This is a genomic window from Pseudomonas sp. FP215 (assembly GCF_030687795.1).
GTDB classification, from domain to species: Bacteria; Pseudomonadota; Gammaproteobacteria; order Pseudomonadales; family Pseudomonadaceae; genus Aquipseudomonas; species Aquipseudomonas salmasensis.
Genome location: NZ_CP117447.1, coordinates 35,135 through 54,967 on the forward strand (window position 1 = coordinate 35,135; position 19,833 = coordinate 54,967).

The window sequence follows — 19,833 nt, forward strand, 5'->3', positions numbered from 1 at the left end:
GTCAGCTCATTTTCAGACCTCAACAAACATATAAAAAGAGGCACCCCCCCCATGCACCCTGAATCCCTCACCGGGCAGGCTTCTTTAGTCACGCCTAGCAGAAAGCGCTTTTTCATCATGGTGCTGCTGTTCATCACCGTGGTCATCAACTACCTCGACCGCAGCAACCTGTCGATTGCCGCGCCCGCGCTGACCAGCGAGCTGGGGATCGACCCGGTGCAAGTCGGGCTGATTTTCTCTGCCTTCGGCTGGACCTACGCCGCCATGCAAATCCCGGGTGGCTGGCTGGTAGACCGGGTGCCGCCGCGCATTCTCTACACAGCGGCCCTGCTGCTGTGGTCGATTGCCACGGTGATGCTCGGTTTCGCCGCCAGCTTTATCGCGCTGTTCGTGCTGCGCATGGCCGTGGGCGCGTTGGAGGCACCGGCCTATCCGATCAACAGCCGTGTGGTCACCACCTGGTTTCCCGAGCGCGAGCGCGCCACGGCCATTGGCGTTTATACCTCCGGGCAATTTGTTGGCCTGGCGTTCCTCACCCCGGTATTGGCGTGGCTGCAACATCAGTACGGCTGGCACATGGTGTTTGTGGTAACCGGTGGCGTCGGCATCCTGTGGGCCGCGATCTGGTATGCGGTGTATCGCGAGCCCAAAGACTTCAAAGGCGCCAACGAAGCTGAAATCCAACTGATCCGCGACGGTGGCGGACTGGTGGACATGCAGGCTAAAACCGTCAAGGCACCTTTTAGCTGGACCGACCTGGGCATTGTGCTGAGCAAACGCAAGCTCTGGGGCATCTACCTGGGCCAGTTTTGCCTGAACTCCACGCTGTGGTTCTTCCTGACTTGGTTCCCGACGTACCTGGTGAAATATCGCGGCATGGACTTTATCCAGTCTGGGTTGCTGGCCTCCTTGCCGTTCCTGGCCGCGTTTGTGGGCGTGCTGTGTTCGGGGGTGTTTTCCGATTGGCTGATTCGCCGTGGGGCGTCGGTGGGCTTTGCGCGCAAGTTGCCGATCATCAGCGGGCTGCTGATTTCCACGGCGATCATCGGGGCCAACTATGTGGACTCCACGGGGTGGGTCATCGCGTTTCTGGCGGTGGCGTTTTTCGGCAATGGCCTGGCGTCGATCACCTGGTCGTTGGTGTCGACCTTGGCGCCTGCCCGTCTGTTGGGGCTGACCGGTGGGGTGTTCAACTTTATCGGCAACCTGGCGGCGATTGCCACGCCTATCGTGATTGGCTTTCTGGCCAGTGGTTCGTCCTTTGCGCCGGCCATTACCTATATCGCGGTCTTGGCGTTGCTCGGCGCGCTTTCCTACATATTGCTGGTAGGCAAAGTCGAGCGGATCGAGTTGTAAAAAAGGGCGACCTTCGGGTCGCCCTTTTTCGTTCTACGGCACCGACATCTCGTTACGAAATACATTGTGCGGGTCCCAGCGCTGCTTGGTACGGCGCAAGCGGCTTTCGATCATCAGGTCGGGAAAGAAGATCTTGTACCACTGGGGGTTTTTACCATTGGCCGGATTACCGCCAGCGTAGGTCATGTCGAGGTCGGGATAATTGATGTAGCAGCCTTCGAACGCATCGTTGAACGGCACGCCTTGAGCATCGGCAAACGCATTGACGTACAGCCCTCGGATCCAGTCAGCATGGGCCTGGTCCGCAGCGGCGCTGTCTCCGTGCCAGTAACACTGGGGTTGCCACTTGAGGAAGGACGAACGCTGGGCGGCCGACGACTCCTTGCGCACGTGCGCGCTGGCGGCGTTGATCTGGCCGCCGAAGGATTGAATCTGGATCAGGCTTTGTGTCAGGTGGTTGTCAGGGTCTGGCCAGGTCAGGGTAGTCCAGATGGCCTGTAGCACTTGAGGGCTGAACTCCCCTTTCTGGTAGGCCGACTTATAGCGCCCGCGCTGGTTGTCTCCCGCGCCATTCAAGGTTTGCTGGCACACCAGCCAATCCAGGCGCCGGGTCGCAGCTTGGGCGGATGACACTGAGTCGATGGTGCGCCCGTCAGCTGTGCCAGGCGGCAAATGGACCACATGAAACGGCACCAGCGACTCGGTGGCAGGCAAGCCGATGGCCGTGAGCATCTTGTCGACAAAATCATCGAAGGGCGCACGGTCGTTCAGCTCACCCTCCTTGTCCACATAATGGATGCCCAGAGTGATATTGCCTGTGTGCTCGTGGCGCATTTCCAGTTTGGTCGCCAGGCCCCAGGTGTCCGGGTTGTTCTGATGGCTGGCAAACCATAGCTGGTAAGCCACCAGCAGATTGTTTAGTGCATCCTGGGTCAGTACTGACCAATCCCATTCCAACACCAGCCACAGTACTTCTTTGGGGGCCGGTGGCAGGTCCTTGAAGTAATAGCTGGTGATAATGCCGAATTGACCACCCCCAGCACCGCAGCACGCGGCGAACAGGTCCAATTCGTCCTGTTGGGTGCTGTCCCTGCTGACATGGCGCGGTTCGAGCCTTTTGCCTTGGCTGTCAGGCACCAGGATATCGACCCCACTGAGCCAGTCACACACCAGTCCATACTTGCGCGACAGCAACCCGTAGCCGCCGCCGCAAATGTGCCCGCCTAATCCGACCGAATAACATGAGCCCCCGGGCAAGGTCTTGTTGGCCTGCTTGTACAACGCGCTATAGCTGTCCCAGATCTGGCTGCCGGCCTCCAGGCGAAAGTGGTAGCGAAAGGGCTGCGCCGGGCTCAGTTCGGAGCCGATCTGCCCGCTGGCGTCGTACACCACTTGGCTCAGCGCGCTGATATCCAGGATCGACAGCACCTCATCCGGGCTGTCGGGCATCTTGTTGGCGACAAACCCTTCATAGCAATGACCGCCGCTGCGTACGGTGATGCGTCCATTGGGCAGGGCCAATGCCTGGGCGGCGGCGTCCATGATGTCTTGGGGGCTGCGGCACAGGTAAACCAGGTTGGCGCCATTGGGCGAGGACTGACCCTGCAGGTTGCCCAAGGGCCAGCGCAGGTTGAAGCCCTTTTGCAGGCTTGAGTGACGACGGTCTGAAACAGTGATGAGATCAAATGCCATGATGTACTCCTAAGAGCCAAGAATGACTTCTGATGCGGCTAACTTAACGACCGAGGGGCAAGGACTGCAGGGCTTGCGAAGGTGGTTAGACGGCAAAGGGCACGAAGTGGGTTAAAAAGGAGAGACGCGATGCCTAGCCTTGTTTAGGAGCGAGCTTGCTCGCGAAAAACGTCAACGATAACGCGTGTTCGCTGAATGCACGCGGCGCCTGTAAGTTTTTCGCGAGCAAGCTCGCTCCTACACATTAGGCGAGATGCCCGCCTCCTTCTGAAGCCTAGCGTATAAGTCGGTGATATTTGGACAGTCTGATCACCGACCGAACAGGCACTTACTTACGTGCGTTGCGCACACCTTCCGACAGCGCCGCGCACAGCGTCAGCACGCCATCAATGGCTTGCTGGTCGTTCTTGGCCGTGGCGATGTGATCGATCAGCGCCGAACCCACTACCACCCCGTCTGCCAGGCGTGCGATGGCCGCTGCCTGCTCTGGTGTGCGGATACCAAAGCCGATGCTGATCGGCAGGTCGGTATGGCGGCGCAGGCGGGTCACGGCTTCTTCGACGTGTTCCAGGGTGGCGGCACCAGCCCCGGTTACACCGGCGACCGACACGTAATACACAAACCCGGAGCTGCCATTGAGCACGGTAGGCAGGCGCACGTCATCGGTGGTCGGCGTAGTCAGGCGGATAAAGTCGATGCCTGCGGCCTGGGCCGGGTCGCACAGCTCGCCGTTGTGCTCGGGGGGCATGTCCACCACGATCAGGCCGTCGACGCCCGCTGCCTTGGCATCGGCAATGAACTGCGACACGCCGTATTTGTGGATCGGGTTGAAATAGCCCATCAACACCAGCGGCGTGTCGTCGTTGTCCTGGCGGAACTCGCGAACCATCTGCAGGGTTTTCAACAGGTTCTGCTTGGCGGCCAGTGCGCGGATATTGGCCAGCTGGATGGCCGGGCCATCGGCCATCGGGTCGGTGAAGGGCATGCCCAGCTCGATCACATCGGCGCCGGCGGCCGGCAAGCCCTTGAGGATCGCCAGCGAAGTGTCATAGCCGGGGTCGCCAGCGGTGACGAAGGTCACCAGGGCGGCACGGTTCTGTTCTTTAAGTTGCGCAAAGCGGGTTTGCAGGCGGCTCATCAGTGTTTCTCCTGCTTGGACTGTTCCATATGGTGCATCACGGTCTGCATGTCTTTGTCGCCACGGCCCGAGAGGTTGACCACCATCAGGTGATCCTTGGGCAGGTTTGGCGCGCGCTTGAATACTTCAGCCAGGGCGTGGGCGCTTTCCAGGGCAGGAATGATCCCTTCCAGGCGGCAGCATTTGTGGAAGGCTTCCAGGGCTTCGTCGTCCGTCACCGAGGTGTACTGGACGCGGCCGATGTCATGCAACCAGGCGTGTTCCGGGCCGATGCCGGGGTAGTCCAGGCCTGCGGAAATCGAGTGGGCGTCGATGATCTGGCCGTCGTCGTCCTGCAGCAGGAAGGTGCGGTTGCCGTGCAGCACGCCGGGTACGCCGCCGTTGAGGCTGGCGGCGTGCTTGCCGGTTTCAATGCCATGGCCGGCTGCTTCAACGCCGATAATTTCGACGCTGGTGTCATCCAGGAACGGGTGGAACAGGCCCATGGCGTTGGAACCACCGCCGATGCACGCCACCAGGCTGTCCGGCAGGCGGCCTTCCTGGGCTTGCAGTTGGGTACGGGTTTCCTTGCCGATCACGGCCTGGAAGTCACGCACCATCGCCGGGTACGGGTGTGGGCCGGCCACGGTACCGATCAGGTAGAAGGTGCTGTCGACGTTGGTGACCCAGTCGCGCAGGGCTTCGTTCATGGCGTCTTTGAGGGTGCCGGTGCCGGCGACCACAGGGATGACTTCGGCGCCCAGCAGCTTCATGCGGAACACGTTGGCCTGCTGGCGTTCGATGTCGGTGGTGCCCATGTAGATCACGCATTGCAGGCCAAAGCGCGCCGCCACGGTGGCGGTGGCCACGCCGTGCATGCCGGCGCCGGTCTCGGCGATGATGCGTTTTTTGCCCATGCGCCGGGCCAGCAGGATCTGGCCGATGCAGTTGTTGATCTTGTGCGCGCCGGTGTGGTTGAGTTCTTCGCGCTTGAGGTAGATCTTGGCGCCGCCGCAGAACTCGGTGAGGCGTTCGGCAAAGTACAGCGGGCTTGGGCGCCCGACATAGTCGCGCTGGAAGTAGGCCAATTCTTCGTTAAACGCCGGATCTACCTTGGCCGCTTCGTATTCGCGGGCCAGGTCGAGGATCAACGGCATCAGGGTTTCAGCGACGTAGCGGCCACCGAACGCACCAAACAGGCCGTTGGCATCAGGGCCGTTGCGTAGATCGGTCTGGGACTGAGTCATGGGACGCTCCAGGAAAGAATGTGTTTAAAGGCAATGACGGTCACTCTACGCGTGACGCCTTGGCCTGAAAACCGATAAGATCGCAGCAACCTGTCAGGAAAACTCACAGATGAGCGGCGACCTTCCTCCCCTCAATGCCTTGCGCGCTTTTGAAGCCACCGCCCGCCTGAACAGCGTCAGCCAGGCTGCGGAGCTATTGCACGTGACCCACGGCGCCGTCAGCCGCCAGTTGAAAGTGCTGGAGGAGCACTTGGGCGTGAGTCTGTTCGTCAAGGACGGGCGCGGCCTTAAACTCACAGATGCGGGTGTAAGGCTTCGCGACGCGAGCGCGGAAGCTTTCGAGCGTTTGCGCGAGGTGTGCGCCGAATTGACCCAGCGCGGCGCCGATGCACCTTTCGTACTCGGCTGTTCAGGCAGCTTGCTGGCGCGCTGGTTTATCCCTCGGCTAGGACGGTTGAATGCCGACTTGCCGGATTTGCGACTGCACCTGTCGGCGGGCGAAGGCGATCTGGACCCGCGCCGCCCAGGGCTGGATGCCTTGCTGGTGTTCGCTGAGCCGCCGTGGCCGGCGGATATGCAAGTGTATGAGCTGGCCAGCGAACGTATCGGCCCGGTTATGAGCCCACGCTTCGCCGATTTTGAACAGCTTCGCCAGGCTCCGGCGTCGGCACTGGCCGAGCAAGCCTTGCTGCACACCACTTCAAGGCCGCAGGCCTGGCCCAGTTGGGCACGGCAACACGGCATCGAGCCCGGCGCGTTGAAACTCGGCCAGGGGTTTGAGCATTTGTATTATTTGCTGGAAGCGGCGGTTGCCGGGTTGGGCGTGGCGATTGCGCCAGAACCGCTGGTGGCAGAGGACCTGCGAGCGGGTCGCCTGGTGGCGCCGTGGGGCTTCAGTGAAACCCCTGCGCACCTGGCGTTGTGGCTACCCAAGCGCGCCGCAGATGGGCGCGCCGGGCAGTTGGCGCAATGGCTCAAGGCTGAGCTGCTGCGCCAACCGGTGTAACCGGTCAATCAGTCACCGCGTTTGCACAGCAGGTAAGCCGCCAGCAGGCCCAGTGCGCCAACGGCGACGCCAGCGGTCGTCCATGGATGCTCTTGAGCGTAGTCACGGGTGGCAGCGCTGGTTTCACGGATTTTGACTTTGCTTTCTTCGTAGGCGTCGCTGATCAGGTGACGAGAGTGCTTGAGCGCGTTCTCGGCATTGCTTTTCAAGGCCTTCAGCGTTTTGCGCGACTCATCGGACGCGTCGTCCTTGAGGCTCTCCAGAGATTTGAGCAGGCTCGAAATCTCGGCTTCCATGCTTTCCAGCGACGCTTTGCGTAAAGAAGTGTTGGCCATGTGGACATCTCCTGAAGTGATTGAGTGGCGTGTGTAGATACCGACTGCGCCGGTTTCAGAAAGTGCAGTAATTCTGAACTTTCGCCTCCCAACGGTCGCCTGAAGCATTACGCACATTCGCTGCTAGTCTTGATTGACGACCTAAAGGAGAAACGCCATGAGTGATCATCACACGTACAAGAAAGTCGAACTGGTAGGCTCTTCCACCACCAGCATCGAAGACGCGATCAACAATGCCCTGGCCGAAGCCAACAAAAGCATCAAGCATCTGGAGTGGTTTGAGGTGACCGAAACCCGTGGTCACATCAAGGATGGCAAGGCTGCGCACTTCCAGGTCACGCTCAAAGTGGGATTCCGCATTGCCAGTAGTTGATCGGCAGAGTTGAACTTTGCCCGCTGGCCGATTGCCATAACCTGCGCTACAAACAACGGGTGCCGATGCGATGAGCGTCGGCACGCTCTTTTTGATCAGCGCAAGGAAAGTAACGGATGAAGACGTTTCTGTTGGCGGTAGGGTTGTTGAGCATTGCGGGTACCGCTATGGCGGCGGGCAAGCCTTGTGAAGAGCTGAAAAGCGAAATTGCCGCGAAAATCGACGCCAAGGGTGCTTCGGGGTATTCGCTGGAAGTGGTGGACAAAGGTGCTACGCCAAGTGACCACACAGTAGTTGGCACCTGCGAAGGTGGCACCAAGGAAATTGCCTACAAGCGCGGTTAATCTCGTGTTGTGGACATAAAAAACCGACGCAAGTGCGTCGGTTTTTTTCGCCTGGATTTCAGCCCTTCATCACTTGTGCAAGCAGCTCGTAGGAATGAATCCGATCGGCGTGCTCATACAGGTCACTGGTAAAAATCAGCTCATCGGCGCCGGTCTGCTCGATCAACACCTCCAGCTTGGCGCGAATCTTCGCCGGGCTGCCCACCATGGCCAAACCAAGGAAGCTACCGACCGCGTCTTTTTCATGGGGCAACCACAGGCCGTCCATGGTTTTGACTGGAGGGCGCTGCACCAGGCTCTGGCCGCGCATCAACGCGAGAATACGCTGGTACACCGAGGTGGCCAGGTAATCGGCCTGCTCATCGGTGTCGGCCGCCACCAGCGGAATGCCGAGCATCACGTAGGGTTTATCCAGCACGGCCGAAGGCTTGAAGTGATTGCGATACACGCGAATCGCCTCATGCATCAAGCGCGGTGCGAAATGCGAAGCGAAGGCGTAAGGCAAGCCCCGCTCACCGGCCAATTGCGCACTGAATAGGCTCGAACCCAGCAGCCACACCGGCACATTGGTGCCGGTACCGGGTACCGCGATAACTCGTTGGTCGGGCGTACGCGGGCCCAGGTAGGCCATCAACTCGGCCACATCTTCGGGGAAGTCGTCGGCACTGCCGGAGCGTTCACGGCGTAGGGCGCGGGCGGTCATCTGGTCGGAACCGGGGGCGCGCCCCAGGCCCAGGTCGATACGGCCAGGGTAGAGGCTTTCCAGGGTGCCGAACTGCTCGGCGATCACCAGTGGCGCGTGGTTAGGCAGCATCACGCCGCCGGAACCCACGCGGATGGTCGAGGTGCCGCCTGCCAGGTAGCCGAGCAGTACCGAGGTGGCCGAACTGGCGATACCGTCCATATTGTGGTGCTCGGCCACCCAGAAACGGTGGTAGCCGAACTTCTCCACATGCTGGGCCAGGTCCAGGGAATTGCGCAGCGACTGCGCCGGGCTGCCGTTGGCGCGTACGGGCACCAGGTCGAGGGTTGAAAATTTTACGTCGGACAGCGATTTCATAAGCCTGCTTCTCCAATAGGGCGCACAGGCTTTTTTAAACGAGCCAAAACCTGCCGCTGCATGTGCATGTTCTATGCAATGAGGGCATATACCCGAGATTCAATAGGTGGTTCTGAAATTTCCTACTGGATTGCTAGGTTTTTCCGACAAGATGAACTTTGCCGTGGCGTCTATCCTCAGAACCCTTACCGACGCAAAACCACCGTTCGAGGAGAAAGCTATGAGTATCGTTAAAAAGGCATCCGCGCATTGGGAAGGCGACCTGAAGACTGGCCTGGGCTCCATTTCCACGGAAACCGGCGTGCTGCGCGAAGCGCCCTACGGCTTCAAGGCCCGTTTCGAGGGCGGCAAGGGTACCAACCCTGAAGAATTGATCGGCGCCGCTCACGCCGGCTGTTTCTCCATGGCGTTTTCCATGATTCTTGGCGAGGCCGGGCTCAAGGCTGACAGCATCGACACCCAGGCCGAAGTGACCCTGGACCAGGTCGAGGGCGGCTTTGCGATTACAGCCGTGCATCTGATCCTGAAGGCCAAAATCCCAGGCGCGAGCCAAGCGCAGTTCGATGAACTGAGCAAAAAGGCCAAGCAAGGGTGCCCGGTGTCCAAGGTGCTGAATGCAACCATCACGCTGGATGCCACACTGGTCAACTGATGTAGCTGTTGCCTTGTGTGGGAGCAGGCTTGCTCGCGAATGCGGTGGATCAGCCGATATCTTCGGTGACTGACACTGCGTATTCGCGAGCAAGCCCGCTCCCACATTTTTAGTTCTGCGTTAAATCAGAACTCGTGTTTGCAAAATGTGGTCGAATAGCCCATGCAGCCTAGGCGCACACTCGTGCGCAGCGCATTCAGGGAGCTCCACACATGAAACGTTTTGCCTTGGCAATCATCTGCGGTGTATTGGCCACTTCGGCCGTGGCCGCGCCAAAAGATTGTGAAGAGCTCAGGAAAGAAATCGAAGTGAAGATCCAGGCCAAGGCGATTCCGTCCTACACCCTGGAAATCATCACCGCCGAAGAAGCCAAGAACCATGACGAAGCCATGATTGTCGGTTCGTGCGAAAACGGCACCAAGCGCATCATCTATCAAAAGAACAACGACTGACTCAGATGCAATTCACGCTGCGCTCTTCGGCCAATAACTGGCGGGCGGAGTCGTACAGTCGGATGTTGGGCGTGAACGCCAGTGAGCGCCCTTCCAGCACATAGCGCTGGCCGGCCTGAAAGTGGTCGTACTGCAGCGTCATGAAGCAGGTGCGATACATCATCTGGCTGAGGCCACCCAGGCCGCCGCCGGCGGGCACTTCAAAGTCAAAGCGCACCATCAGCTCGTGAGGGCCGGGAGGCATTTGAAAAAAGCGCCCGTCGTCGAGGTTTTTCCCGTCCAGGCGCTGAGCCATCACCAACTTGGAACCCGGTGTCGGCGTGGTGAAATCGACCCATGCCTGCTGCGGGTCCACAGGGGGGATGGGAGTATAGGCGCAAGCGCTGAGGAGCACAGCGGCGAGGGGAAGCACAAGCTGGCGCATGGCAGGTACTCAGCACGAAGAGAGGCTTGAGTATAAACACGCCATGCCGTGGAAAAATCCCCTGCAAGCGCGATAGTCTGGCGAACCAATCACCCAGGAGCAGTCAGTGCATGATCAGGCGTTTTCTTCCAGGGCTGATGGTTGGGCTGCTCAGCGGCTGCTCCAGTGTCAGTTATTACGGCCAGTTGGCGAGCGGCCAGTGGCAGCTGTTGCGGGCCCGGGAGCCGGTTGCCGAGGTGATCGCCGACCCTGCTCGCCCGCCAGTGCTGCGCGAGCATCTGGCTCAATCGCAGAAAGCCCGAACCTTTGCCAGTGAACACCTGCACCTGCCTGACAACCAAAGTTACCGGCTATATGCCGATATCGGCCGACCCTATGTGGTCTGGAATGTCTTCGCCACGCAGGAATTTTCTCTGTCACCACAGAACCATTGCTTTCCCATCGCCGGTTGCGTCGCCTATCGCGGCTACTACAACCAAGGCGCGGCGCGGGGCGAGGCGGCGCTGTTGCGGCAACAGGGCATGGATGTGTCGATCGGTGGCGTGGAGGCCTATTCCACACTGGGCTGGTTCAACGACCCGATCATGAGTTCGATGATGAGCTGGGGCGATGAGCGCCTCGCCACGCTGATCTTCCATGAGCTGGCCCACCAGCGCTTCTACGTGAAGGATGACACCGAGTTCAATGAGTCCTATGCCAGTTTTGTCGAGCAGGAAGGCACCCGACAATGGCGTGCGGCGCGGGGCCTGGCGCCTGTCGGCGATGCGGCGTTGAAGCAACGTGACCAATTTATCCGGCTGATTCTCGATACCCGTAAACGCCTGGAGGCGTTGTACGCGCAGCCGTTGGCAGCGGACGCCATGCGCCGGGCCAAAGCGGCGCAATTCGAACAGTTGCGCAGCGAATACCGGCACCTGCGCGATAGCCAATGGGAGGGTGACAAGCGTTATGACGCCTGGATCAACCAGCCGATGAACAATGCCCGACTGTTGCCGTTTGGGTTGTATGACCAATGGGTGCCGGCGTTTGCGGCGTTGTTTGCGCAGGAAGGTGGGGATTGGGTGAAGTTTTATACTGCGGTGGAGCGGTTGGGTGGGTTGCCGGTAGAGCAGCGGAAAGCGGCGTTGAGGCAGTTGGAGAGGGTTGGCCGTTAGGGCCTTATCGCAGGCAAGCCAGCTCCCACAGTTGACCGATTTTCAACATGAGGATGCGGTCAACTGTGGGAGCTGGCTTGCCTGCGAAAGCGCTCTTAAGACCGCTGCAAAAACGCCTGATGCATCTGGTCCAACGTCTCGAAATGCCAGGTCGGTGCCTCGGCATTCAGCTCTTCAAAACTCCCAAACCCATACCCCACAGCGGCCGAATCCAGCCCATTGCTGCGGGCCCCGATCAGGTCATGCTTGCGATCACCGATCATCAAGGTGGTGGCCGGGTCCAGTCGTTCCTCACGCATCAAATGCGCGATCAATTCCACCTTGTTGGTGCGCGTACCGCCCAGCTCGCTGCCGTAGATCACCTTGAAGTGCTTGGCAAAGTCGAAATGCCGCGCAATCTCGCGGGCAAATTCCCACGGTTTGGAGGTGGCGACGTACAGCTGGCGCCCTTGGCTGTTCAGCTCTTCCAATAACGGCATGACGCCGTCGAATACGCGGTTTTCATACAGGCCGGTAACCTTGAAGCGCTCACGGTAGAAATTCACCGCCTCCCATGCCTTGGCCTCGTCGAAGGCGTAAAACTGCATGAACGCCTGCAACAAGGGTGGGCCGATGAAGTGTTCGAGCTTGGTCAGGTCGGGTTCATCAATGCCCAGTTTGGCCAGCGCGTACTGGATCGAACGGGTAATGCCCTCGCGTGGGTCGGTGAGGGTGCCGTCCAGGTCGAACAGGACGGTGGGGTGATGCAGGGTCATTGATCGAATCCTTCGGCCAGGTGCAGGTCTTTGAGCTTCACGTAGTTCGCCGCGCTGTAGGTGAAAAAGGCGCGTTCTTTGTCAGTCAATGCGCGAATCTGTTTAACCGGGCTGCCCACATACAAAAAACCACTCTCGAGTTTCTTGCCTGGCGGCACCAGGCTGCCGGCGCCGATGATCACGTCGTCTTCGACCACGGCGCCATCCATCACGATACTGCCCATGCCGATCAGGACGCGGCTACCCACGGTGCAGCCATGCAGCATGACCTTATGGGCGATGGTCACATCGTCGCCGATCAGCAACGGGAAACCTTCAGGATTGAACGGCCCGGCATGGGTAATGTGCAGCACGCAGCCGTCTTGCACGCTGGTGCGCGCACCGATGCGGATGCGGTGCATGTCGCCGCGAATCACTGTCAGCGGCCAAACCGAGCTGTCAGTGCCGATTTCGACATCGCCGATCACCACCGCCGAAATATCGACAAACGCCCCGGCGCCGAGGGTTGGCGTGTGGTTCTGATAGGTGCGAAGGGTCACGATAGCCTCTCTCTCTTCTGCTGATAGCTGCGGTGGGTGTTGATTGTAATTAAGATGGCCCCATCTTTGTTCTACATGTTTCTTCAGCCAAGGTGCCCACCGTGAGCGCGAACAACCCTCTTTTGCAGTCCTACGACCTGCCGCCGTTCTCGGCGATCCGTGCCGAACACGTGCAGCCGGCCATCGAACAGATCCTCGCCGACAACCGCGTGGCAATCGCAGAGATCCTGCAAAGCCAGGGTAAAAATCCGACGTGGGCCGGCCTGGTCCTGGCCATGGACGAACTCAATGATCGCCTGGGTGCGGCCTGGAGCCCGGTCAGCCACCTCAATGCCGTGTGCAACAGCGCCGAACTGCGCGAAGCCTACGAGGCATGCCTGCCGGCCTTGAGCGCCTACTCCACCGAAATGGGCCAGAACCGTGAGCTGTTCCAGGCCTTCGAAGCCCTGGCCAACAGCCCGGAAGCTGCCGGTTTCGATGTGGCGCAAAAAACCATTCTGGAACACTCCCTGCGTGACTTCCGCCTGTCGGGTATCGACTTGCCGCCGGAGCAGCAAAAGCGCTACGCCGAGGTGCAGAGCAAGCTGTCCGAGCTGGGCAGCAAGTTCTCCAACCAATTGCTGGACGCCACCCAGGCCTGGACCAAGCACGTCACCGATGAAGCCACCCTTGCCGGCCTGACCGACTCGGCCAAGGCACAAATGGCCGCCGCCGCCCAGGCCAAGGGCCTCGACGGCTGGCTGATCACCTTGGAATTCCCCAGCTACTACGCCGTCATGACCTACGCCCAGGACCGTGCCCTGCGTGAAGAGGTCTACGCTGCCTACTGCACCCGTGCGTCGGACCAAGGCCCGAATGCCGGTCAGAACGATAACGGCCCGGTGATGGAACAGATCCTCGACCTGCGTCAGGAACTGGCCCAATTGTTGGGTTATGCGTCGTTCTCCGAGCTGAGCCTGGCCACCAAGATGGCCGAGTCCAGCGACCAGGTGCTGAGCTTCCTGCGTGACCTGGCCAAGCGCAGCAAGCCGTTTGCCGCCCAGGACCTGCAACAGCTCAAGGCCTACGCCGCCGAGCAAGGCTGCCCTGATCTGCAAAGCTGGGACAGCGGTTTCTACGGCGAAAAACTGCGTGAGCAGCGCTACAGCGTGTCCCAGGAAGCCTTGCGCGCCTACTTCCCCATCGACAAAGTGCTGGGCGGCCTGTTTGCCATTGTGCAGCGCCTGTACGGCATCGAGATCGCTGAGCTCAAAGGCTTCGACACCTGGCACCCGGATGTTCGTTTGTTCGAAATCAAGGAAAACGGCGAGCACGTCGGGCGTTTCTTCTTCGACCTGTACGCCCGCGCCAACAAGCGTGGCGGTGCCTGGATGGATGGCGCCCGTGACCGCCGCCGTACCGTTGATGGCGTGCTGCAAAGCCCCGTTGCGAACCTGGTGTGCAACTTCACCCCGGCCGACAGCGGCAAGCCTGCCCTGCTGACCCACGATGAAGTCACCACCCTGTTCCACGAGTTCGGCCACGGCCTGCATCACCTGCTCACCCGCGTGGAACACGCCGGCGTATCCGGTATCAACGGTGTGGCGTGGGACGCGGTGGAACTGCCGAGCCAATTCATGGAGAACTGGTGCTGGGAGCCTGAAGGCCTGGCGCTGATCTCCGGCCACTACGAAAGCGGCGAGCCCCTGCCCCAGGACCTGCTGGAGAAAATGCTCGCGGCGAAAAATTTCCAGTCCGGCCTGATGATGGTGCGTCAGCTGGAGTTCTCGCTGTTCGACTTTGAACTGCACGCCACCCATGGCGATGGTCGCAGCGTGGCCCAGGTGCTGGAAGGGGTGCGCGATGAAGTCTCGGTGATGCGCCCACCGGCCTACAACCGCTTCCCCAACAGTTTCGCGCACATCTTCGCCGGCGGTTATGCGGCGGGTTACTACAGCTACAAGTGGGCCGAAGTGCTGTCCGCGGACGCGTTCTCCAAGTTCGAGGAAGACGGCGTGCTCAATGCCCAGACCGGGCGTGCGTTCCGTGAAGCCATCCTGGCGCGTGGTGGTTCCCAGGCGCCGATGGTGCTGTTCGTCGACTTCCGCGGACGCGCGCCGTCGATTGACGCACTCTTGCGCCACAGCGGCCTGAGTGAGGACGCAGCAGCATGAGTGAAGGGCCTGTGATCACCAAAAAGCAATTTATCGCCGGGGCTGTCTGCCCGGCTTGCAGCGAGCCGGACAAGTTGAAGATGTGGACCGAAGACAACGTGCCGCACCGCGAGTGCGTGGCCTGTGGGTATACCGATACGCTGAATGATCAAGGCCTGTCGGTGCCCAAGGAATTGGGCACAAGGGTCAATACCTCCGCGTTGAAAGCCCCGGCGGACCCTAAAGTGCAGGCAGTGCAGTTCTTCCCAAACCCGAAGCTGAAAAAAGACTAACCCCGCCCCCCCCTGTAGGAGCGAGCTTGCTCGCGCGAAAAACGTTAACGAAAACGCGCGTTATGCTAGATAAGCGCGCCGCTGTTGAGTTTTTCGTGAGCAAGCTCGCTCCTACAGTTTTTTCTCTGCCTGGCCCGTTGTGGTGATCCAGTCTTTCATTGAGCACAACGCAAACGCGCTGGTGCTGCAATCCCCATTTGCTAAAGCTGTGCGCAACTTGTCGACATCGGCTCTCATCATGTAGCGAACGCCGTCCTTGAAGCCATTGCTGCTGCCAAAGCCGCCCAAGGTCATCTCGTTCAGCGCATCCTCCTTGCTCCACCCCTGAACCACCACCCGATACATCGCCGCCATCAGGCCGGTGCGGTCGGCGCCGTGCTTGCAGTGCATCAACACCGGGCCATCGGCCTCTGCTGCCTGAATCGCTCTGATCGCCGCCAGCACGTCGGAATCGTCGACGTGGTTGGTGCGATAGCTCAACTGCACTTGTTTGATATCAGATGATTGGAGCCACTGCGCATCAGATTCCGGCAGGAAGTTGATGACCGTAGCGATCTTGAGCGTTTGCAACAGGGGCAGCGCACGCTCGTCCGGCAATGCGCTGCGATAGAGCGTGGGTGTCATTTGGTGCAGGTTGTATTGGTTACCCACCGGCTGGGCCCATTCCGGCGAGCGGATCGACGCAGCCTCATCGGCGTGTGCGGTGTTGAGCAGGCTCATGAACGCCAGGCCGAGAGCGAGCAGTATGCGTGTGTTGAACATGAACGTTGTGACCGAGCGAGGAAGTGGTTGATGGGCCACAGACTCACTCAAGGCGGGTCAATACGGCGTGAGGTCCGCGTCAAAGAATCGTGATACTTGCGATCTGATCCGGTGTTTTTGTCGCCGAATTGACGCCTCTCAATTCTTAGCCTGCTATCATTTGTAACTAATGTTTGCCATTGTGCTGTATCTGCTTGGATCCAATTAGCCGCAAAGCCTTCACGCTGCTCCCAGAAGCGGCGGATAAACCCGTGACCACATGATGAGGTGTACCTATGTCTGATCAAGATCAAGACAACCCCCGGCGTGACTTTTTACGCAAATCCTTGACCTTGATCCCGGTGGTCACGGTTGCCAGCACCGGCCTTGGTGGTTCGATGTTGATGGCCACGCCAGAGCCGGCCCAGGCCGAACCGACCAAGCCTGCGGTCAGCGATAAAGCCTACGAGCCAAGCTATTTCACGGCCGAGGAATGGGCGTTTATCAACGCCGCCGTCGAGCGCTTGATTCCCGCTGACGCCCAGGGCCCAGGCGCCTTGGAGGCTGGCGCGCCGGAATACATCGACCGCCAGATGAACACCCCTTACGCCAGTGGCGCCCTGTGGTTCATGCAAGGCCCGTTCAACGCCGATGCGGCACCGGAGATGGGCTGGCAGAGCAAATTGGTGCCCAAGGAGATCTATCGCCTGGGTATTGCTGCCACGGATGCGTGGTCGAAGGCGTTCAACGGTAAAGCTTTTGCTGCGCAAGACAGCGCTACCCGAGACGATATGCTGAGGCGTCTGGAAGCTGGCGGCAGCGAAGTGGCGGCGCATTTCGACGCCGTGCCGCCCAAGATGTTCTTCAACCTTTTGCTGCAAAACACCAAGGAAGGCTTCTTTTGCGACCCTATCCACGGTGGCAATAAAGGCATGGTCGGCTGGACCATGATCGGCTTCCCCGGCGCCCGCGCCGACTTCATGGATTGGGTGGAACGCAACGAGCAATACCCCTTCCCGGCTGTTTCCATTCGCGGTGAGAGGGCATAAACGTGGCGACCATCATGAAGAAAGTGGATGCAGTGATTGTGGGCTTCGGCTGGACGGGCGCAATCATGGCCAAAGAGCTGACAGAAGCAGGCCTCAACGTGGTAGCGCTGGAGCGCGGCCCGATGCAGGACACTTACCCAGACGGCAACTATCCACAGGTCATCGACGAATTGACCTACAGCGTGCGTAAGAAGCTGTTCCAGGACATCTCCAAAGAAACGGTGACCATTCGCCACAGCGTAAATGACGTCGCCCTGCCCAATCGTCAGTTGGGCGCTTTCTTGCCGGGTAATGGCGTTGGTGGTGCGGGGCTGCACTGGTCGGGCGTGCATTTTCGCGTCGACCCGATTGAGCTGCGCATGCGCAGCCATTACGAAGAGCGCTACGGCAAGAACTTCATTCCCAAGGACATGACCATTCAGGACTTCGGCGTCAGCTATGAAGAGCTGGAGCCGTTTTTCGACTATGCGGAAAAAGTCTTTGGCACCTCCGGCCAAGCCTGGACGGTCAAGGGCCAACTGGTCGGCGAAGGTCGTGGCGGCAACCCCTACGCGCCAGATCGTTCCAACCCGTTCCCGCTGGAAGCGCAGAAAAATACCGTCTCCGCCCAGCTATTTCAGAAAGCGGCGACCGATGTAGGTTACAAACCTTACAACCTGCCGTCGGCCAACACGTCGGGACCGTACACCAACCCCTACGGTGCGCAGATGGGCCCGTGCAACTTCTGCGGCTTTTGCAGTGGCTACGTGTGCTACATGTACTCCAAGGCCTCGCCGAACGTGAACATCCTACCGGCCTTGCGCCAGGTGCCGAACTTCGAGCTGCGGCCCAATTCCCACGTGCTCAAGGTCAACCTCGACAGCACCAAGAAGAAAGCCACCGGCGTGACCTACATCGACGCCCAGGGCCGCGAATGCGAACAGCCGGCGGACCTGGTGATTCTTGGCGCCTTCCAGTTCCATAACGTGCGCCTGATGCTGCTGTCCGGCATCGGCAAACCCTACGACCCGATTACCAACGAGGGTGTGGTAGGCAGGAACTTCGCCTACCAGAACATGGGCACCATCAAGGCGTTCTTCGACAAGGACACCCACACCAACAACTTTATCGGCGCGGGCGGCAATGGCGTGGCCATCGACGACTTCAACGCCGACAACTTTGACCACGGCCCTCACGGCTTCGTGGGTGGCTCGCCGATGTGGGTCAACCAGGCGGGCAGCCGGCCGATTGCCGGTACGTCCAACCCACCGGGCACCCCGGCCTGGGGCAGCGCCTGGAAGCGCGCCACCGCCGATTACTACACCCATCAGGTCTCCATGGACTCCCACGGAGCCCATCAGTCCTACCGCAGCAACTACTTGGATCTGGACCCGGTTTACCGCGATGCCTACGGCCTGCCGCTGCTGCGCATGACCTTCGACTGGCAAGAAAACGACATCAAGATGAACCGCTTCATGATGGAAAAAATGGGCAAAGTGGCCCAGGCCATGAACCCCAAGGCCATCGCCGTGCTGGGTAAAAAGGTCGGTGAGCATTTCAATACCGCCTCCTACCAGACCACCCACCTCAACGGTGGCGCGATCATGGGTACCGACCCGAAAACGAGCGCGTTGAACCGCTACTTGCAGAGCTGGGATGTGCACAACGTGTTTGTCCCTGGTGCTTCCGCTTTCCCACAAGGCTTGGGCTACAACCCTACCGGCCTGGTGGCAGCGTTGACCTATTGGTCGGCTCGAGCGATTCGCGAGCAGTACCTCAAAAACCCCGGCCCACTGGTTCAGGCATAAGGAGCGATGACCATGAAAGCACTCGTTATCGCCTCCCTGGCGCTGTTCAGCAGCTGCTCGATCAGCGCCGCCGAAACTGATTTGATCAAGCAGGGCGAGTACCTGGCGCGTGCCGGTGACTGCGTCGCCTGCCATACCGCCAAGGGTGGCAAGCCCTTCGCTGGTGGCCTGCCGATGGAAACCCCGATTGGCGTGATCTATTCCACCAACATCACCCCGGACAAGACCGGCCTGGGCGACTACAGCTTCGAGGATTTCGACAAGGCCGTGCGCCATGGCGTCGCCAAGAACGGTAGTACGCTTTACCCGGCGATGCCCTACCCGTCTTACGCGCGCGTCAGCGACAGCGATATGCAAGCGTTGTATGCGTACTTCATGAAGGGGGTCGAACCGGTCGCCCAAGAAAACAAGGACAGCGATATTCCCTGGCCCCTGAGCATGCGTTGGCCGTTGGCGGCCTGGCGCCGGATGTTTGCCCCGGCGGTCGAGGCGCATCAGCCGCAAGCCGCCGCCGACCCGGTGATCGATCGCGGTGCCTACCTGGTGGAAGGTCTCGGACATTGCGGCGCTTGCCATACGCCGCGCGCCCTGACCATGCAGGAAAAAGCCCTGAGTGCCACGGACGGCAGCGACTTCCTGTCTGGCAGTGCGCCGTTGGAAGGCTGGATTGCTAAAAGCCTGCGCGGCGACCACAAGGACGGCCTCGGCAGCTGGAGCGAGGAGCAACTGGTGCAGTTCCTCAAGACCGGTCGCAGCGACCGCAGCGCGGTGTTCGGCGGCATGAGTGATGTGGTGGTGCACAGCATGCAGTACATGTCCCAAGAGGATCTGACCGCTATCGCCCGTTACCTCAAGAGCCTGCCGGCGGTCGATCCCAAGGACCAGCCGCACCAGTACGACAAGCAGGTAGCGCAAGCGTTGTGGAAGGGCGATGACAGCAAGCCGGGTGCGTCGGTGTATATCGACAACTGCGCGGCCTGCCACCGTACCGACGGCCATGGCTATACGCGGGTATTCCCGGCGCTGGCGGGCAACCCGGTGTTGCAGACAGCAGATGCCACGTCGTTGATCAACATTGTGTTGAACGGCGGCACCTTGCCGGCCACCCATGCGGCGCCGTCCACCTTTACCATGCCGGCGTTCGCCTGGCGTCTGTCGGATCAGGAAGTGGCGGATGTGGTGAGTTTTATCCGTGGCAGCTGGGGCAACCAGGGCGCGCCGGTCAAGGCGAGCGATGTGGCGGATCTGCGCAAAAACGATCTGCACACCACCTCGGGCGATGATCTGGGGCAGGTGACGCAAAAGCACTGATAAGCTCGCTGGCC

21 protein-coding genes are annotated in these 19,833 nt (G+C 60.1%); 12 read left to right on the forward strand and 9 right to left on the reverse strand.

Features of this window, described 5'->3' with window-relative positions:
• Positions 1-51: 51 nt before the first annotated feature.
• The gene (locus PSH76_RS00160; protein ID WP_032894350.1) at positions 52-1,356 is read left to right on the forward strand and encodes an MFS transporter; all 1,305 of its coding nucleotides are present in this window, start codon (positions 52-54) and stop codon (positions 1,354-1,356) included.
• Between the two features lie 33 nt (positions 1,357-1,389).
• Here PSH76_RS00160 and PSH76_RS00165 read toward each other — a convergent pair whose 3' ends face one another.
• The 3 genes from PSH76_RS00165 to trpB all read right to left on the reverse strand — a co-directional run bounded on the left by PSH76_RS00165 (position 1,390) and on the right by trpB (position 5,412).
• Positions 1,390-3,048: a BBE domain-containing protein gene (locus PSH76_RS00165; protein WP_305493409.1), complete on the reverse strand. Its 1,659-nt coding sequence runs from the start codon at positions 3,046-3,048 to the stop codon at positions 1,390-1,392.
• A 328-nt stretch (positions 3,049-3,376) separates the two neighbouring features.
• On the reverse strand, positions 3,377-4,186 hold the full coding sequence (gene trpA, locus PSH76_RS00170) for a tryptophan synthase subunit alpha (RefSeq protein WP_305493410.1): 810 nt from the start codon (positions 4,184-4,186) through the stop codon (positions 3,377-3,379).
• Positions 4,186-5,412 (reverse strand): tryptophan synthase subunit beta, encoded by a 1,227-nt coding sequence (trpB, locus tag PSH76_RS00175; protein ID WP_014716306.1) that lies wholly within the window; start codon positions 5,410-5,412, stop codon positions 4,186-4,188. The genes trpA and trpB overlap by 1 nt, the downstream gene beginning before the upstream one ends.
• Before the next feature lie 109 nt (positions 5,413-5,521).
• Between trpB and PSH76_RS00180 the strand changes: the two genes are divergently transcribed.
• Entirely contained in the window at positions 5,522-6,418 is an 897-nt protein-coding gene (locus tag PSH76_RS00180; protein WP_098949935.1) for a LysR family transcriptional regulator, read from the forward strand.
• A gap of 8 nt (positions 6,419-6,426) precedes the next feature.
• Here PSH76_RS00180 and PSH76_RS00185 read toward each other — a convergent pair whose 3' ends face one another.
• Positions 6,427-6,753, reverse strand: a complete 327-nt coding sequence (locus PSH76_RS00185) for a YqjD family protein (RefSeq protein ID WP_003187304.1) — start codon at positions 6,751-6,753, stop codon at positions 6,427-6,429.
• Positions 6,754-6,910: 157 nt separating this feature from the next.
• On the opposite strand from PSH76_RS00185, the gene PSH76_RS00190 reads away from it, so the two are divergent.
• A complete protein-coding gene (locus PSH76_RS00190; protein WP_005783406.1) occupies positions 6,911-7,126 on the forward strand; it encodes a dodecin in 216 nt (71 codons plus the stop codon).
• Positions 7,127-7,242: 116 nt separating this feature from the next.
• Positions 7,243-7,470, forward strand: a complete 228-nt coding sequence (locus tag PSH76_RS00195; protein WP_032894345.1) for a DUF1161 domain-containing protein — start codon at positions 7,243-7,245, stop codon at positions 7,468-7,470.
• Positions 7,471-7,528: 58 nt separating this feature from the next.
• Here the strand turns inward: PSH76_RS00195 and PSH76_RS00200 are convergent, their stop codons facing one another.
• Positions 7,529-8,530, reverse strand: coding sequence for an LLM class flavin-dependent oxidoreductase (locus PSH76_RS00200; protein ID WP_032894344.1), 1,002 nt, complete (start codon positions 8,528-8,530; stop codon positions 7,529-7,531).
• A 220-nt stretch (positions 8,531-8,750) separates the two neighbouring features.
• On the opposite strand from PSH76_RS00200, the gene PSH76_RS00205 reads away from it, so the two are divergent.
• Together PSH76_RS00205 and PSH76_RS00210 are read left to right on the forward strand one after the other, a co-directional pair.
• Positions 8,751-9,182, forward strand: a complete 432-nt coding sequence (locus tag PSH76_RS00205) for an OsmC family protein (RefSeq protein ID WP_032894343.1) — start codon at positions 8,751-8,753, stop codon at positions 9,180-9,182.
• A gap of 212 nt (positions 9,183-9,394) precedes the next feature.
• A complete protein-coding gene (locus tag PSH76_RS00210; RefSeq protein ID WP_003187312.1) occupies positions 9,395-9,634 on the forward strand; it encodes a DUF1161 domain-containing protein in 240 nt (79 codons plus the stop codon).
• A 1-nt stretch (position 9,635) separates the two neighbouring features.
• Here the strand turns inward: PSH76_RS00210 and PSH76_RS00215 are convergent, their stop codons facing one another.
• Positions 9,636-10,058: a hypothetical protein gene (locus tag PSH76_RS00215; protein ID WP_305493411.1), complete on the reverse strand. Its 423-nt coding sequence runs from the start codon at positions 10,056-10,058 to the stop codon at positions 9,636-9,638.
• 110 nt (positions 10,059-10,168) lie between these two features.
• Between PSH76_RS00215 and PSH76_RS00220 the strand changes: the two genes are divergently transcribed.
• Complete coding sequence (locus PSH76_RS00220) at positions 10,169-11,212, forward strand: aminopeptidase (RefSeq protein ID WP_305493412.1); 1,044 nt, start codon at positions 10,169-10,171, stop codon at positions 11,210-11,212.
• 95 nt (positions 11,213-11,307) lie between these two features.
• Here PSH76_RS00220 and PSH76_RS00225 read toward each other — a convergent pair whose 3' ends face one another.
• Positions 11,308-11,967, reverse strand: coding sequence for an HAD family hydrolase (locus PSH76_RS00225; RefSeq protein ID WP_305493413.1), 660 nt, complete (start codon positions 11,965-11,967; stop codon positions 11,308-11,310).
• The gene (locus tag PSH76_RS00230; protein WP_098949930.1) at positions 11,964-12,506 is read right to left on the reverse strand and encodes a gamma carbonic anhydrase family protein; all 543 of its coding nucleotides are present in this window, start codon (positions 12,504-12,506) and stop codon (positions 11,964-11,966) included. The genes PSH76_RS00225 and PSH76_RS00230 overlap by 4 nt, the downstream gene beginning before the upstream one ends.
• Positions 12,507-12,607: 101 nt before the next feature.
• Here PSH76_RS00230 and prlC point away from each other — a divergent pair, with 101 nt between their 5' ends.
• Together prlC and PSH76_RS00240 are read left to right on the forward strand one after the other, a co-directional pair.
• Complete coding sequence (gene prlC / locus PSH76_RS00235; protein WP_032894337.1) at positions 12,608-14,659, forward strand: oligopeptidase A; 2,052 nt, start codon at positions 12,608-12,610, stop codon at positions 14,657-14,659.
• The gene (locus tag PSH76_RS00240; RefSeq protein ID WP_010207776.1) at positions 14,656-14,931 is read left to right on the forward strand and encodes a YheV family putative zinc ribbon protein; all 276 of its coding nucleotides are present in this window, start codon (positions 14,656-14,658) and stop codon (positions 14,929-14,931) included. Before prlC ends, PSH76_RS00240 begins: the two co-directional genes overlap by 4 nt.
• Before the next feature lie 111 nt (positions 14,932-15,042).
• Here the strand turns inward: PSH76_RS00240 and PSH76_RS00245 are convergent, their stop codons facing one another.
• Positions 15,043-15,693, reverse strand: coding sequence for a dual specificity protein phosphatase family protein (locus PSH76_RS00245; RefSeq protein ID WP_098949927.1), 651 nt, complete (start codon positions 15,691-15,693; stop codon positions 15,043-15,045).
• A 275-nt stretch (positions 15,694-15,968) separates the two neighbouring features.
• Between PSH76_RS00245 and PSH76_RS00250 the strand changes: the two genes are divergently transcribed.
• Genes PSH76_RS00250 through PSH76_RS00260 form a run of 3 tightly spaced genes read left to right on the forward strand, consistent with a single transcriptional unit; the run spans position 15,969 to position 19,819 of the window.
• Positions 15,969-16,721: a gluconate 2-dehydrogenase subunit 3 family protein gene (locus tag PSH76_RS00250; RefSeq protein ID WP_169918571.1), complete on the forward strand. Its 753-nt coding sequence runs from the start codon at positions 15,969-15,971 to the stop codon at positions 16,719-16,721.
• A 2-nt stretch (positions 16,722-16,723) separates the two neighbouring features.
• Entirely contained in the window at positions 16,724-18,508 is a 1,785-nt protein-coding gene (locus PSH76_RS00255; RefSeq protein WP_032894333.1) for a GMC family oxidoreductase, read from the forward strand.
• Between the two features lie 12 nt (positions 18,509-18,520).
• On the forward strand, positions 18,521-19,819 hold the full coding sequence (locus tag PSH76_RS00260) for a cytochrome c (protein ID WP_305493414.1): 1,299 nt from the start codon (positions 18,521-18,523) through the stop codon (positions 19,817-19,819).
• Positions 19,820-19,833 lie beyond the last annotated feature (14 nt).